General features: G+C 43.4%; 14 protein-coding genes. 4 read left to right on the forward strand and 10 right to left on the reverse strand.

Annotated elements, in window-relative coordinates; translation table 11 throughout:
- Positions 1-162: 162 nt before the first annotated feature.
- Together AC4IFT_RS02585 and AC4IFT_RS02590 are read left to right on the forward strand one after the other, a co-directional pair.
- Complete coding sequence (locus tag AC4IFT_RS02585; RefSeq protein WP_490750553.1) at positions 163-1,512, forward strand: TonB-dependent receptor domain-containing protein; 1,350 nt, start codon at positions 163-165, stop codon at positions 1,510-1,512.
- 11 nt (positions 1,513-1,523) lie between these two features.
- Complete coding sequence (locus tag AC4IFT_RS02590; RefSeq protein WP_490750554.1) at positions 1,524-2,384, forward strand: ABC transporter substrate-binding protein; 861 nt, start codon at positions 1,524-1,526, stop codon at positions 2,382-2,384.
- A 48-nt stretch (positions 2,385-2,432) separates the two neighbouring features.
- Here the strand turns inward: AC4IFT_RS02590 and AC4IFT_RS02595 are convergent, their stop codons facing one another.
- The 4 genes from AC4IFT_RS02595 to znuA all read right to left on the reverse strand — a co-directional run bounded on the left by AC4IFT_RS02595 (position 2,433) and on the right by znuA (position 6,432).
- Positions 2,433-2,861: a DUF7832 domain-containing protein gene (locus AC4IFT_RS02595; protein ID WP_490732478.1), complete on the reverse strand. Its 429-nt coding sequence runs from the start codon at positions 2,859-2,861 to the stop codon at positions 2,433-2,435.
- A 161-nt stretch (positions 2,862-3,022) separates the two neighbouring features.
- The gene (gene lpxM, locus AC4IFT_RS02600) at positions 3,023-3,997 is read right to left on the reverse strand and encodes a lauroyl-Kdo(2)-lipid IV(A) myristoyltransferase (RefSeq protein ID WP_490750555.1); all 975 of its coding nucleotides are present in this window, start codon (positions 3,995-3,997) and stop codon (positions 3,023-3,025) included.
- Between the two features lie 117 nt (positions 3,998-4,114).
- Positions 4,115-5,452 (reverse strand): murein DD-endopeptidase MepM, encoded by a 1,338-nt coding sequence (gene mepM / locus AC4IFT_RS02605; RefSeq protein ID WP_490750556.1) that lies wholly within the window; start codon positions 5,450-5,452, stop codon positions 4,115-4,117.
- 20 nt (positions 5,453-5,472) lie between these two features.
- Entirely contained in the window at positions 5,473-6,432 is a 960-nt protein-coding gene (znuA, locus tag AC4IFT_RS02610; protein ID WP_490750557.1) for a zinc ABC transporter substrate-binding protein ZnuA, read from the reverse strand.
- Between the two features lie 76 nt (positions 6,433-6,508).
- On the opposite strand from znuA, the gene znuC reads away from it, so the two are divergent.
- Positions 6,509-7,276, forward strand: a complete 768-nt coding sequence (znuC, locus tag AC4IFT_RS02615) for a zinc ABC transporter ATP-binding protein ZnuC (RefSeq protein WP_490732470.1) — start codon at positions 6,509-6,511, stop codon at positions 7,274-7,276.
- The gene (gene znuB, locus AC4IFT_RS02620) at positions 7,269-8,054 is read left to right on the forward strand and encodes a zinc ABC transporter permease subunit ZnuB (protein WP_490750558.1); all 786 of its coding nucleotides are present in this window, start codon (positions 7,269-7,271) and stop codon (positions 8,052-8,054) included. Before znuC ends, znuB begins: the two co-directional genes overlap by 8 nt.
- Before the next feature lie 59 nt (positions 8,055-8,113).
- On the opposite strand, the gene ruvB is transcribed toward znuB, so the two are convergent.
- The 6 genes from ruvB to aspS form a co-directional block, all read right to left on the reverse strand.
- The gene (gene ruvB, locus AC4IFT_RS02625) at positions 8,114-9,124 is read right to left on the reverse strand and encodes a Holliday junction branch migration DNA helicase RuvB (protein ID WP_490732466.1); all 1,011 of its coding nucleotides are present in this window, start codon (positions 9,122-9,124) and stop codon (positions 8,114-8,116) included.
- 16 nt (positions 9,125-9,140) lie between these two features.
- On the reverse strand, positions 9,141-9,758 hold the full coding sequence (gene ruvA, locus AC4IFT_RS02630; protein WP_219248376.1) for a Holliday junction branch migration protein RuvA: 618 nt from the start codon (positions 9,756-9,758) through the stop codon (positions 9,141-9,143).
- Between the two features lie 140 nt (positions 9,759-9,898).
- Positions 9,899-10,420, reverse strand: a complete 522-nt coding sequence (gene ruvC / locus AC4IFT_RS02635) for a crossover junction endodeoxyribonuclease RuvC (protein ID WP_206084169.1) — start codon at positions 10,418-10,420, stop codon at positions 9,899-9,901.
- Between the two features lie 232 nt (positions 10,421-10,652).
- Positions 10,653-11,396: a YebC/PmpR family DNA-binding transcriptional regulator gene (locus AC4IFT_RS02640; protein ID WP_273827371.1), complete on the reverse strand. Its 744-nt coding sequence runs from the start codon at positions 11,394-11,396 to the stop codon at positions 10,653-10,655.
- 30 nt (positions 11,397-11,426) lie between these two features.
- Positions 11,427-11,858 carry a dihydroneopterin triphosphate diphosphatase gene (nudB, locus tag AC4IFT_RS02645; protein WP_490750559.1) on the reverse strand — a complete coding sequence of 144 codons (432 nt, stop codon included), beginning with the start codon at positions 11,856-11,858 and terminating at the stop codon, positions 11,427-11,429.
- An 8-nt stretch (positions 11,859-11,866) separates the two neighbouring features.
- A complete protein-coding gene (aspS, locus tag AC4IFT_RS02650) occupies positions 11,867-13,636 on the reverse strand; it encodes an aspartate--tRNA ligase (protein ID WP_490750560.1) in 1,770 nt (589 codons plus the stop codon).
- Positions 13,637-13,831 lie beyond the last annotated feature (195 nt).

The raw sequence follows: 13,831 nt of genomic DNA on the forward strand, positions 1-13,831 counted from the left end.
ATCCCTTAAACCAGCAAGGCAAAGGATTACGAGAAAATAGCGATAGTAAAAGCCATGCAATATCGACCTCGTTAAGTTGGCAAGCGACTGAACTCACTCAACTTGGACTTAATATCGATTATCATCGAGATAATTGGGGTGTACCCGATAAACTAAATCGGGGTGGAAACGGGCGGTGGAAACGGCGGTGGAAACGGCGGTGGAAACGGCGGCGGAAACGGCGGCGGAAACGGCGGTGGAAATGGCGGCGGAAACGGCGGCGGAAACGGCGGCGGAAACGGCGGCGGAAACGGCGGCGGAAACGGCGGTGGAAATGGTGGTGGTAACGGCGGTGGAAATGGCGGTGGTAACAACGCTGTTCATAACGCCTTAGTGCCAACTAACAATAAGACTAAACAAAATAATAAATATCAGCGTGTTAACCCTTCAGAGCATTACAATATTCAAACTACATTTGATACACAATTAACCGATGCAAATACATTGCGTGGCTATACATGGTACTCACGTGAAGCCCGAGATATCCATTATAAACATTATGCTTTCCCTGGTGATCAGCGCACTGTTAGTCAAAGCTATGGTGGTAACCTGCAATGGGTTTACTCACAAGAAAATCATACAGTCACTAATGGATTACGTATTTTCCAAGACAACTGGCGCTGCACGGGCGAATGTGGGACTGAAAACCAACATCGCACAATTGACCAGCAAGAATGGGTAGTAGAATATCAATATCACCCCGTAAAAACCTATGGAATTGCAGTTGGTGGAGGTGGTTACCACAATAATCCCGCTAACAGTGTTGATTATGCTGGGCAAATTTCTGCTTTTTGGTACCCTGCTGAAGATACACGCTTATATAGCTCTGCATCTCATCGTGTTCGTTACCCTGATCTGCGCCAGTTATATGAAACTGAGTTTGGTAACTCATCTTTAAAACCAGAAACCTCTAACTATTATGAGATTGGTTTAGAGCAACTCATTTTTACGGATCTACAACTGCATTTAAGCCTATATTCAAGCGATATTTATGATTATATCGAGAAAGCAACGACTGACACTGGTGAACGTTATGAAAACTTTGATCACTACCGCTTTCAAGGTATCGAAACAGACTTGAGCTACGTTATCACCGACGGTATTGACGTAACTGTGGGTTATTCTTGGTTAAAAGCCAAAAATAAAGGGAATGATAACTCAAAATCTGCTTTGCAAGGTCGCCCAAAACACAGTGTAGCCATTGGATTAAACGCAGATTTACCTCTCGATATGCATGCCTCTATCCAAGCGCAATCATTTTGGGATAGCGTGCAATATCAAGGTAAAACGCAAACACCCGTTAAGTTAGATAATTATCAATTAGTGGATTTCAGCTTGTCTGGCATTTCACCATGGAAACCTGTCACTTGGCAATTTACCGTCAAAAACCTCTTCGATAAAGACTACGAGCAAGCACTGAACTTCCCTCGTCCAGGCAGAGAATGGTTCTTCCAAGTAAAAACTGAATTTTGATGGAAATACATATGTTAAGACAAACTAGACGTTCATTATTATTGCTGGCAATGCTTATATTTTTAACGCCATTGCACAGCATTGCGCAGCCTACACAAGAAAAAACCGTGCGAGTGGCCGTTATTGGGGGCATGGTTTACGCTGATTTATGGCGCCAAATTGCTCAGCGTTTTGAGGAAAAAACAGGTTATGAAGTTCAAGTGGTCATATCAGGTGAGCGCCCTGAACTTAAAGAAGCTATTGAGCTTGGCAATGTTGATTTACTGACTATGCACTCAGGGGATATTACCACAGATCTCGTTGCTGATGGTCATGGTATCAACATGCGTCCATGGACACGCAACGACCTTGTTATTTGGGGGCCAAGTTCTGATCCTGCGGGTATTCGAGGCATGAAGGATGGCGCTGCGGCTTTAGCAAAAATTGCCAATACTCAGTCACCTTGGATCGATTTTCAAGGGATAGGCCCTCGTGAAATGGCACATAACTTATGGCGAAAAGCAGGCGTAAAACCTGTTGGTGATTGGGTGCTAAAGGATGATTTACGTGGTGGGCCGAATTTTCTGCAACAGGTCGCTGACCGCAATGCTTACATTATTACAGGGCGAATGCCAGTCTATGTTGGAAAGTGGAAAGCTAACGATAAAATGGCTATTCTTGTTGACCAAGATCCGACTATGCGCCGGCCATATATTGTTATGGAAACGAATCCCATTCGTCACCCGAACGTCAATTATAAAGGGGCTAAAGCACTTGCCGATTTTCTATTAAGTCAAGAAATTCAAGTTTTTTTAGCTTGTTACGATGGTGTAGTCAATGATGGCAGGCCATTATTTTATCCCGTTTGGCCTTATGCTGACATAGACAAGTAGTTACACAAAAGGCAGCTAGAATTGGCTGCCTATACCCTATCCCTGCTTTCAAGACTTCGCTAGTTTCCATTTTGCATAAGCATCGCTGATCACCGCAGCGATTTTATCGTAATTTTCCCAGCTGTTTTCGACATGATATGTAGAAGGGAGCTCGCCTTGCAAAACGCGCTCATAATCATCGAAATACCCACCTTCTTCCGCAGCGTAATAGAATTCAGTGAATTCGTTACCTTCATCATTTAAATCTTCACTGATGAATTTTTCATCACACATAGACATTAAAAATTCGCGGCCATCCAATTTACGCGATTTAACTAACGCAATTTCATCCTCTGACTCTTCAAGGTGAAACTCGCCCACTAAATCATTTTGAATAATCCACGTAAGGTAAAAACCGATGTGTGTTCCACCGTTTTCAGTTGGGAGCCCTTCAGGGTAATCGCCGCCATAGTGCCAATCCATACGATCAATTGCCATTGCTTTTCACGCCTTCATTATTATTTATCAACGAAGATTACTATACAGGGTTCAATTCATTTAATAGATAGGAAATTAGGAAATAACGCGACGAATTTTCATTGTTTTGTATAAAAAGCCACCACATGGTGTGGTGGCTTTTATGTGTTTATTTTACACAGTTATCGATATAAATCCTTACGTTGGTAAGGCTCTATTTCCCCTTCTTTGCGGGTTTTCAATAACTTTAGGATCCAGGTGTATTGTTCTATATTTGGTGAAACAAGGAATTCAAGCTCTTCGTTCATTCTACGTGCGATGTATTCATCATCTTTACCATCGATATCATCCATAGGTTCACGAATATAGATATGTAGCTGATGCGTTTTATGGTCATACACTGGAAATAATGGAACAATTTTCGCCTTACAAACTTTCATTAAACGCCCAATGGCAGGGAGTGTGGCTTTGTATGTACCAAAGAAATCGACAAATTCACTGTGCTCTTCACCATGGTCTTGGTCTGGAAGATAAAAGCCCCAGTACCCTTGCCTGACCGATGCAATAAACGGCTTTATACCCGCTTCCCGTGAATGAAGGCGGCCACCAAAATGATAACGTGCTTTATTCCACAGATAATCAGCAACAGGATTTTTCTGGTGGTGAAACATCGCGGCCATTTGCTGCCCTTTGGCGGCTAATAACATCGCAGGCGCATCCACCGCCCAACCATGTGGCACCATAAAAATTACATTGCTTTTTTGTTCCTGTAACCGAAGAATAATTTCTTCGTTATGCCAATGTGTGCGAGCCAGTGTTTTGTTTGCGCCACGAATACATAACTCAGCCAACATAACAAAAGATTGGGGAGCAGTTTCAAACATGCGGTCAACTAAATCTTCTCGTTGTTCCTCTGTATATTCAGGGAAGCAATAAAGTAAGTTGATTTTTGCACGGCGACGAGCACTTTTCGCTATCCGCCCTACCCATTTACCTATTTTCGCCAGCACGGGATCACGCACTTTAACAGGAACATAAGCAAGGCCTGCAAATACTGCAGCTCCAAACCAAACGCCCCAATATTTAGGCAATAAATAGGAACGGTGGAATGTTGGCACATAACCTTTTTTACTGTCTGTGTCTTTATCTTTATTCATACTGCGCTCAAGTGAATAATGGCTATATTTTTATAGCTTAAAATAATGATTTATGGAAGCATTTCAAAAAAAACTGGCAGATACAAGTACCTGCCAGCTATGAAGAAGAAGAATATATTACAGCTTCAGTTGCGGTTTTGTTTCTTTAACTAATGCTAAATATTCTTTACGCTCTTTACCTGTTAACCCGCCTGAACTTGGTAGTTTAGCAGTTAAAGGGTTAACCGCTTGCTGATTCACCCACATTTCAAAATGCAAGTGCGGCCCAGTCGAACGCCCTGTATTGCCTGATAATGCGATGCGATCACCACGTTTGACTTTTTGACCTGGCTTAACAAGTAATTGACGTAAGTGCATATATCTAGTGGTGTATTGGCGACCATGGCGAATAGCAATGAAGTTACCCGCAGCGCCACTGTATTTCGATACAATTACTTCGCCGTCACCAACAGCTAAAACGGGTGTTCCAACTGGCATCGCAAAATCGACACCTTTATGGGGGGCAACCCGACCTGTTACAGGGTTAACACGGCGAGGGTTAAATTGAGAGGAAACTCTAAATTGTTTAGCGGTTGGAAAACGCAAGAAACCACGTTCTAAGCCATTTCCTTCGCTATCATAGTACTTACCATCTTCGGCTCGGAACGCAAAATAACTTTTGCCATTGGTTTGCAAACGCACACCAACAAGCTGGCTTTGTTCACTGCGCCCATTGAGCATTTCACGGCTCATTAATACACTGAATTTATCGCCTTTTTTCAGTTTACGAAAATCCACTTGCCATTGCAGCGCCTTGATAACCTCACGGCCTTCATTACGTGTTAAACCCGCTTTACTGGTGCTTTGCGCGAAAGAACCATCAACGGTGCCTTTTAAGACACTGTTAGTCCATTCACCTGTACGAACCTGCTTAACTTCTTCGAATTTATTTGTCGCGCCTACACGGTTAAATACCCGCGTTTCACGACGATTCACTTCCCATGTTAACGATTCTAATTCGCCTTGCTCCGTTAAAGACCAATTTAACGTTTGGCCAATCTTTAAATTTCTTAATGACTTATGTTGATTTGAAAGTGTTGCAACATCCCCAGCTTCGATACCAAACTGAGTTAAAATCGTTGTTAAATTATCGCCACTCGCAACAACATATTCATGAGCTAGCGGTGTTGTATCACCACCAGCTTCGTCCGCTTCTGCATCCGTATCAGCCACACCTTCATCAGGCAGTTGATCACTACTATCTTGGATAATGTCATCTGTGGCATCTGTAGAGGGTAATAATGCAAGAGGAATGATGGTATCAGGTGTACCATCATTATCAGAAGTGGTTGGAATATGTACTGGCCGCCAAATTGCGACGGCCATGGTAGCGACTGTAAGCGTACTTAACACAATTTTGTGAGTTCTAGACAGGCTACCATATACCTGAGCCAGACCTTTGGCCATTTGCTGCACTTAAACAATTCCTTCTATTTTTAATTCAGGCAGCTGGCGTATTGTTCTGACAATTGTGTCAAAAACTTCATGTAGCTATCTGGTCCAAGAGCCAGCCCAATTCCGAGTGGGTCGAGAGTTCCCATTTTGACTCCCGTATTACGTGCTACACTTTCAATCACAGCAGGCCTGAATTGTGGCTCAGCAAAAACACATTGTGCTTTATGCTCAACCAGTTGCGTTCGTATTTGATGTAATTTCTGCGCACCAGGCTGTATTTCTGGGTTTATCGTAAAATGCCCTAAAGGGGCGAGCTGATAGTGTTTTTCAAAGTAACCATAGGCGTCGTGAAAAACAAAATAACCCTTATTCATAGCTGGCTGTAAAATACTAGCAATTTTTTGATCATTTTGCGTCATATTTTCTCTGAATTTACGAAGGTTTACGTCTAGCTTATCTTTTTGGTCAGGATAAAGCTCTACTAAGCGATCGTGAATGTCCTGTGCGGCGAAATTTGCTATCTCTGGGGATAACCAGATGTGCATATTATACTCACCATGATGATGATGTTCGTGATCCTTGTCATGATTAGCTTCATCAGCATGTTCATGATCGTGTTCATCTTCATGTGACTCGGCCATAAGTCGTGATTTAATATTTGCTTGTTCCGCTAATGCCAGACGTTTATTCTGAGGTAACGTATTGATAGGCTTTTGTAAAAACATTTCCATATCAGGTCCTACCCACACAAATAAGTCAGCTTGTTTAATTTTTTTCAAATCAGAAGGTTTTAATGCGTAATCATGGGGTGATGAGCCGTCTGGCAGTAAAACTTGCGTCTCTGTCACGCCATCAGCAATACCAGATGCAATAAAAGCTAATGGGCGAATTGATGTAACGACATCTGCATTCGCAGTAGACGCCATTGTCGCGCTTAATACGGAGGTTGCCACCGCCCCAAAAATAAATTTGCGAGCAATGTGTTTCGATTTATGTATCATAGCAGTCTTTTTCCGTGATTTTAATTTTGAAATGTTATAATATAACACAACATGATTTCTGCAAGATGTTTTTCATATGCAACCATTACTGACTTTAAATAAAATTTCTGTTTCATTTGGCGAAAAGCAGGTCCTCAAAGATGTCTCCTTTGAACTTAATAAAGGCGATATCGTGACGCTTTTAGGGCCAAATGGTGCAGGAAAATCAACCATAGTACGTGTCGTTCTAGGGCTACTTCCACCGACATCAGGCACAATTAAACGCGCCTCGTCACTTGCTATTGGTTATGTACCGCAAAAGCTCCATCTAGATACCACGCTCCCCTTAACGGTGAAGCGTTTTATGCTACTTAAACTCGGGGTTCGCCAAGAACATTTATTGCCTGCACTTGAGCGTGTTAAAGCCACTCACCTTCTAGACCAACCGATGCAAAAATTATCGGGTGGTGAAACGCAGCGAGTCTTATTAGCTCGTGCGTTGCTTAATAAACCTGACCTTCTTGTGCTTGATGAGCCAGCACAAGGTGTTGATATAACTGGCCAAGTTGCACTATATGATTTAATTAACCAATTAAGATCAGAGCTTGGTTGCGCCGTGCTTATGGTTTCCCACGACTTACATTTAGTGATGGCTAAAACAGATAAAGTTCTCTGTATTAATGGCCATATCTGCTGCTCTGGTGCGCCTGATGTCGTATCCAACCATCCTGAATTTGTTGCTATGTTCGGCTACCGTGGCGCGCAACAACTGGGGGTATATCGTCATCAACATAACCACCAACATGATTTAGAAGGTAATATTATTAACGGCCACCAACACAGCAAGGACTGCAAGCATGATTGAGTTATTATTACCTGGCTGGATAGCAGGCATGTTACTTGCGATCGCCGCGGGGCCTTTAGGCTCCTTCGTGGTTTGGCGACGCATGTCCTATTTTGGCGATACTTTAGCGCATGCATCTTTATTGGGTGTTGCCTTTGGGTTATTACTGAATATCAACCCGTTTTATGCTGTTATTGCCGTTACACTTTTACTTGCCTTAATTTTAGTTTGGCTCGAAAAACGCCCACAACTCGCCGTTGATACATTACTCGGAATTATGGCACATAGCTCACTATCACTTGGTTTAGTGGTTGTCAGCTTAATGGCAAATGTCCGCGTTGACCTGATGGCATATTTATTTGGCGACCTACTTTCCGTTAGCTATGAAGATATTATCACGATATTTATTGGTGTGATTGTCGTTTGCGGATTGCTTTTTTATCGTTGGCGGGCGCTTTTATCCATAACCGTTAGCCCTGAGCTTGCTTTTGTCGATGGCATCAATATCCAACGCTTGCGTTTATTACTGATGTTAGTAACCGCATTAACCATTGGTATTGCCATGAAATTTGTGGGTGCGCTGATTATTACTTCGCTATTGATTATTCCAGCGGCTACGGCTCGCCGTTTTGCCCGTACACCAGAGCAAATGGCATTTGTCGCGGTATTAATTGGCATGATATCTGTCACGGGTGGGTTAGCATTTTCTGCATTTTATGACACACCAGCAGGCCCTTCTGTCGTTCTGGTTTCTGCCATTTTATTCGTGCTGAGTTTAACTGTTAAAGCAAAAAACTAATTGGTGAACCCCACACGTTTAATTCACGCCATTGTTTATTTTGAACAATGGCGTTTGTATTAAACTTCTTTTGGTGTTAAACCAAAATGATTATAAGCATGTGCTGTCGCCATTCGCCCTCTAGGGGTACGCTGAATAAAACCTTGCTGAATTAGATAAGGTTCTAAAACATCTTCGATAGTTTCGCGCTCTTCACCAATGGCTGCGGCCAAGTTATCGACACCAACAGGCCCCCCCATAAACTTATCGATAATCGCCACAAGCAATTTACGGTCTAGATAATCAAAGCCCGCCGCATCCACATTGAGCATATCCAAAGCTTGATTTGCGATGAGCCCATCAATTGAACCATCCCCTTTAACTTGCGCGAAATCACGTACACGGCGTAAAAGACGGTTTGTAATACGTGGGGTACCACGAGAACGCATCGCGACTTGCATCGCCCCTTCTTCCGTTATATCAAGCCCCATATATTGAGCACTGCGTTTGACAATATATTGTAAATCCGCAACTTGGTAAAATTCGAGCCGCTGTACTATGCCAAAGCGGTCACGCAATGGAGAAGTCAACGACCCTGCTCGTGTTGTAGCGCCAATTAAGGTAAAGGGTGGGAGGTCAATTTTGATAGAACGCGCAGCGGGCCCTTCACCAATCATGATATCTAATTGGTAGTCTTCCATTGCAGGATAAAGAATTTCTTCAACAACGGGTGAAAGGCGGTGGATTTCATCAATAAAAAGCACATCATGGGGCTCAAGGTTAGTTAGCATAGCAGCTAAATCACCCGCTTTTTCCAGCACTGGCCCTGAGGTGGTTCGTAAATTGACACCTAATTCGTTAGCAACAATACCAGCGAGTGTCGTTTTACCGAGCCCTGGGGGGCCAAAAATCAATAGATGGTCAAGCGCATCGCCCCGCATTTTGGCTGCTTGGATAAAAATTTCCATTTGATCTTTCACCTGCGGTTGACCAATATATTCACTAAGTAGTTTTGGTCTGATCGCACGATCAATGGCTTCTTCATCCGACTGTAAAACTTCAGCGGTAATTAGGCGATCTGCTTCAATCATCTTAATGGCCTCTTAGTCAGAGTGCTGCACGTAAGGCATCACGGATTAATGTTTCCGAATCACTGCCCGGTTTCGCGACTTTGCTCACCATACGGCTAGCTTCTTGTGGCTTGTAGCCCAATGCAATTAATGCAGCCGCCGCTTCTGCTTCGATATCAGCAGTACTTGGTACTTTGCTATTAACATCAGGTAAGTTGATATCACTGGTTTGATTGAATAAGTCACCATTCAACCCTTTGAAACGGTCTTTCATTTCAACAACTAAGCGCTCAGCTGTCTTTTTGCCGATCCCCGGTAATTTAACCAATGAGGCAATGGCTTCTTGTTCGATAGCAGAGACAAATTGTTGAGCAGACATACCAGAGAGAATGGCTAATGCAAGCTTTGGCCCGACACCATTCACTTTAATTAACTCTTTAAACAGCGCTCTTTCTTGCTTATCGTTAAAACCGTACAGTAATTGGGCATCTTCGCGCACAACAAAATGAGTGAAAACAATCGCTTCTTGGCCAATATCAGGTAATTCATAGAAACACGTCATTGGCATATGGACTTCATAGCCTACGCCTTGCAGTTCTAATAAAACTATTGGTGGTTGCTTTTCTAACACGATGCCACGTAAACGACCAATCACATTGAATTCCTCTATTATGGCCTAAAGTCAAACTCATCTAGCCAACTGTTATTAATAGTGCTGTTTATACCACAAAAAAGGCTGGATGCATATCCAGTTGCAAGCTATTTGTTTTCATACCATCGGCTTTCGGACAAACTCTACCTTAGCCGGCCACGCGTTAAGACCAAACGTGGATCGCCCACTTTTAATAAGTTCTGATTAAAGTGGCAGTGCGTAATCGCGATCGCCAGTGCATCCGCGGCATCAGACTGCGGATTTGCGGATAGCTTAAGTATAGATTTAACCATATGTTGTACTTGGCTTTTCTCAGCCGCACCAGTGCCAACAACCGTTTGTTTTACTTGGCGAGCCGCATATTCAAATACTGGAATACTTAAATTTGCCGCTGCGACAATCGCCACCCCGCGAGCTTGGCCTAATTTGAGCGCTGAGTCTGGATTTTTAGCCATAAAAACTTGTTCGATTGAAAGAACATCTGGCTGGTATTGGGTGATAATTTCCGAGACCCCCGCATAAATACGTTGCAGACGACTTGGTAAATCATCAACTTGTGTGCGGATGCAGCCACTGCCTAAATACAGTAATTGTCTACCTTGTTGGCGAATGACGCCATAACCGGTGACGCGAGAACCGGGGTCAATTCCTAATATAATTGCCATAAAGAATCGATTTGTGCCTCTTAATATTTATTACTCGTTATTCATTATATTACTTAGCAGCATAATACTATCTATTTCAATTAAATAGCTATTTGATTCTTCGTATTAAGCAAGGGATATACAAAAAGTATAGAAGAAGAAAAAACAAAGGCGTTAGAGAAAACAGGCTGCGTCAGCCCGCTTTCTCTACGCGGAGGGACTAGATTACAGATGTAAAATAGTACGCCACTGATTACAGTGTCGCTGCAACTTCGTCAGAAATATCACCGTTATGGTAAACTTCTTGAACGTCGTCAGAGTCCTCTAACATGTCGATAAGGCGCATTAATTTTGGCGCTGTCTCTGCATCGAGTTCTGCGGTAATCGATGGGATCATCGAAACTTCAGCCGCTTCGCTGGTGAAACCTGCTGCATCTAACGCATCTTTAACGATACCAAACGTCTCAAACGTGGTGTAAACATCGATAGCACCATCGTCATAAGTTTCAACGTCATCTGCACCCGCTTCAAGCGCAGCTTCCATCAATGCGTCTTCGTCCACACCCGGTGCATACGTAATCACACCACGTTTGGTAAATAAATAAGAGACGGAACCATCAGTGCCTAAGTTACCACCTGTTTTTGTGAACGCATGGCGAACTTCAGATACGGTACGGTTACGGTTGTCACTTAAGCACTCAACCATAACAGCGGTACCGCCAGGGCCATAACCTTCATAAATGATGGTTTCCATATTATCATTTTCATCATTACCCACGCCGCGTGCAATTGCACGGTTTAAGGTGTCACGAGTCATGTTATTTGATAATGCTTTATCCACTGCGGCACGTAAACGTGGGTTAGTGCCGGTATCACCACCACCTAAACGTGCAGCGGTGACGAGCTCACGAATAATTTTTGTGAAAATCTTACCGCGCTTAGAATCTTGGGCTGCTTTACGGTGTTTGGTATTGGCCCATTTACTATGACCTGCCATGAAATATCTCCAAAAACGTCAATACAATAATTAATTAGCAAATTCTAAAATAGCCTGACTGTTACTCCATGATTTAGTGAGTTTCGCCGCTTCATTTGGGCTTAACCAACGAAATTCAGTATGTTCAGCCAGTAATGGCATGTGTTCTTCATCAAGCACCAATTTAAACCAGTGCTCTTTGCAATGTGTTACATCAGGTGCATAACGATGCCTGAAATGCGGAAAAATTTCAAAGATGATGCTATGGGACAAGTCTTGTAAGCCGTTTTGTTCGACGTCAAAACCTGTCTCTTCTTTGATTTCACGACACGCTGTTTCATACGGCTTTTCGTTAGATTCCAGACTTCCGGTCACGGACTGCCAAAAGTCTGGGTCATCTTTACGCCGTAGCATTAGCACCCGACCGCTTGTTTCAGCCACAATGATGACTAATACCGATTCAGGGCGCTTAAATGCAGTCATTCGCCGTCTTACTCTTCGTCTTTCGCCACAACAGCAATCGCCAGCTCAGTCAGTGAATCTGGGTTTGCATGGCTTGGCGCATTGGTCATTAAACATGCCGCAGCCGTTGTTTTCGGGAAGGCAATAACATCACGGATGTTATCCGTTCCAGTTAACAACATCACTAAACGGTCAAGGCCAAATGCTAAACCTGCGTGTGGTGGTGTACCGTATTTCAGTGCATCTAATAAGAAGCCAAATTTCTCACGTTGGTCTTCCTCATTAATGCCTAAAATGCTAAACACGGTTTGCTGCATTTCATTGCGGTGAATACGCACTGAACCGCCACCCACTTCATAACCGTTGATCACCATATCGTAAGCGTTGGCAACTGCATCTTCAGGTTTTGCCGCCAGCTCTTCTGGTGAGAAATCTTTCGGTGATGTGAATGGGTGGTGCATCGCTGTTAAGCCGCCTTCCCCATCTTCTTCAAACATTGGGAAGTCGATAACCCACAGAGGCTGCCAGCTGTTTAAGTTTGTCAGCTCGAAATCACGACCCACTTTCAAGCGCAGTGCGCCCATAGAGTCGGTAACGACATTTTTCGCACCCGCACCGAATAGAATGATATCGCCATCTGCTGCACCAGTACGGTCTAACAGTTGGTTAATTACCTCTTCATTGAGGAATTTCGCCACTGGGCTTTGAATACCGTCTAAGCCTTTAGCTCGCTCGTTGACTTTCATCCAAGCCAAGCCTTTCGCACCATAAATACCCACAAATTGGCCATAATCGTCAATTTGTTTACGGGTCATTGCTGCGCCGCCCGGCACTTTTAATGCAGCAATACGGCCTTTCGGGTCATTCGCAGGGCCAGAGAATACTGCAAACTCGACATCTTTAACGATATCAGCAACATCCACCAGCTCCATTGGGTTACGAAGGTCTGGTTTATCTGAACCATAACGGCGCATGGCTTCTGCGAACGTCATAATTGGGAAGTCGCCTAAGTCAACGTTTTTCACATCTAACCATAAGTTACGGATCATGCGTTCCATGATTTCGCGCACTTGCTCTGCGGTCATAAATGAGGTTTCAACGTCGATTTGGGTAAATTCAGGTTGACGGTCAGCACGTAAGTCTTCATCACGGAAGCATTTTACGATTTGATAATAGCGGTCAAAGCCAGACATCATCAGTAACTGTTTGAACAGTTGTGGAGATTGTGGCAGCGCGTAAAATTTACCTTTGTGAACACGGCTTGGGACTAAATAGTCACGAGCACCTTCAGGGGTTGCTTTGGTTAACATTGGCGTTTCAACGTCAACGAAACCTTCTGTGTCCATAAAATTACGAACAAAGCTGGTGATTTTCGCACGAGTACGTAAGCGCTCAGACATCTCTGGGCGACGTAAATCTAAATAACGGTATTTTAAGCGACGTTCTTCAGTATTTGTTTGGTTGCTATCGAGCGGCAACGGTTCTGATTTATTAAATACGTGAAGCTCTTGCGCAAAAATTTCAATTTCCCCAGTCGCCATATCTTTATTTTTCTGGCTATCTGGACGCGCGCGTACTGTCCCTGTGATTTGGATACAGAACTCATTACGCAGCTCTGACGCTTTTTCAAATATGGCTTTACGATCCGGATCGAAGAAAACTTGAACGATGCCTTCACGGTCACGCATATCGATAAAAATCAAACCACCTAAGTCGCGACGGCGGTTTACCCATCCACAAAGAGTGACCTGTTGGCCTTCGTGAGCGATGTTTAACTGCCCACAATAATTAGTACGCATACAATATCCTTTTACTCAGCTGTTGTGCTTTTGCTTGCTGCGGGATTTTGGCATTTTGCTGAACCCTATTGGCGAAACACGGGCTGAAAATTCAGAATGTCAAAAAGGCAGACATTATACAGGAAATTCTGTTAGACAAATAGTTGCGAATACCGCTTATCGCCTAAATCATTTTGTTTTTAATCATATTTTCAT

The sequence above is a fragment of the Providencia sp. UF-183 genome, assembly GCF_058246155.1.

What these genes read in the sequence shown, in the direction of transcription:
- znuB (WP_490750558.1), top strand. Translation starts at nt 7,269, where the DNA reads ATGATTGAGTTATTATTACCTGGCTGGATAGCAGGCATGTTACTTGCG.
- AC4IFT_RS02595 (WP_490732478.1), bottom strand. Translation starts at nt 2,861, where the DNA reads ATGGCAATTGATCGTATGGATTGGCACTATGGCGGCGATTACCCTGAA.
- nudB (WP_490750559.1), bottom strand. Translation starts at nt 11,858, where the DNA reads ATGACTGCATTTAAGCGCCCTGAATCGGTATTAGTCATCATTGTGGCT.
- AC4IFT_RS02590 (WP_490750554.1), top strand. Translation starts at nt 1,524, where the DNA reads ATGTTAAGACAAACTAGACGTTCATTATTATTGCTGGCAATGCTTATA.
- AC4IFT_RS02640 (WP_273827371.1), bottom strand. Translation starts at nt 11,396, where the DNA reads ATGGCAGGTCATAGTAAATGGGCCAATACCAAACACCGTAAAGCAGCC.
- aspS (WP_490750560.1), bottom strand. Translation starts at nt 13,636, where the DNA reads ATGCGTACTAATTATTGTGGGCAGTTAAACATCGCTCACGAAGGCCAA.
- ruvC (WP_206084169.1), bottom strand. Translation starts at nt 10,420, where the DNA reads ATGGCAATTATATTAGGAATTGACCCCGGTTCTCGCGTCACCGGTTAT.
- lpxM (WP_490750555.1), bottom strand. Translation starts at nt 3,997, where the DNA reads ATGAATAAAGATAAAGACACAGACAGTAAAAAAGGTTATGTGCCAACA.
- znuC (WP_490732470.1), top strand. Translation starts at nt 6,509, where the DNA reads ATGCAACCATTACTGACTTTAAATAAAATTTCTGTTTCATTTGGCGAA.
- znuA (WP_490750557.1), bottom strand. Translation starts at nt 6,432, where the DNA reads ATGATACATAAATCGAAACACATTGCTCGCAAATTTATTTTTGGGGCG.
- ruvB (WP_490732466.1), bottom strand. Translation starts at nt 9,124, where the DNA reads ATGATTGAAGCAGATCGCCTAATTACCGCTGAAGTTTTACAGTCGGAT.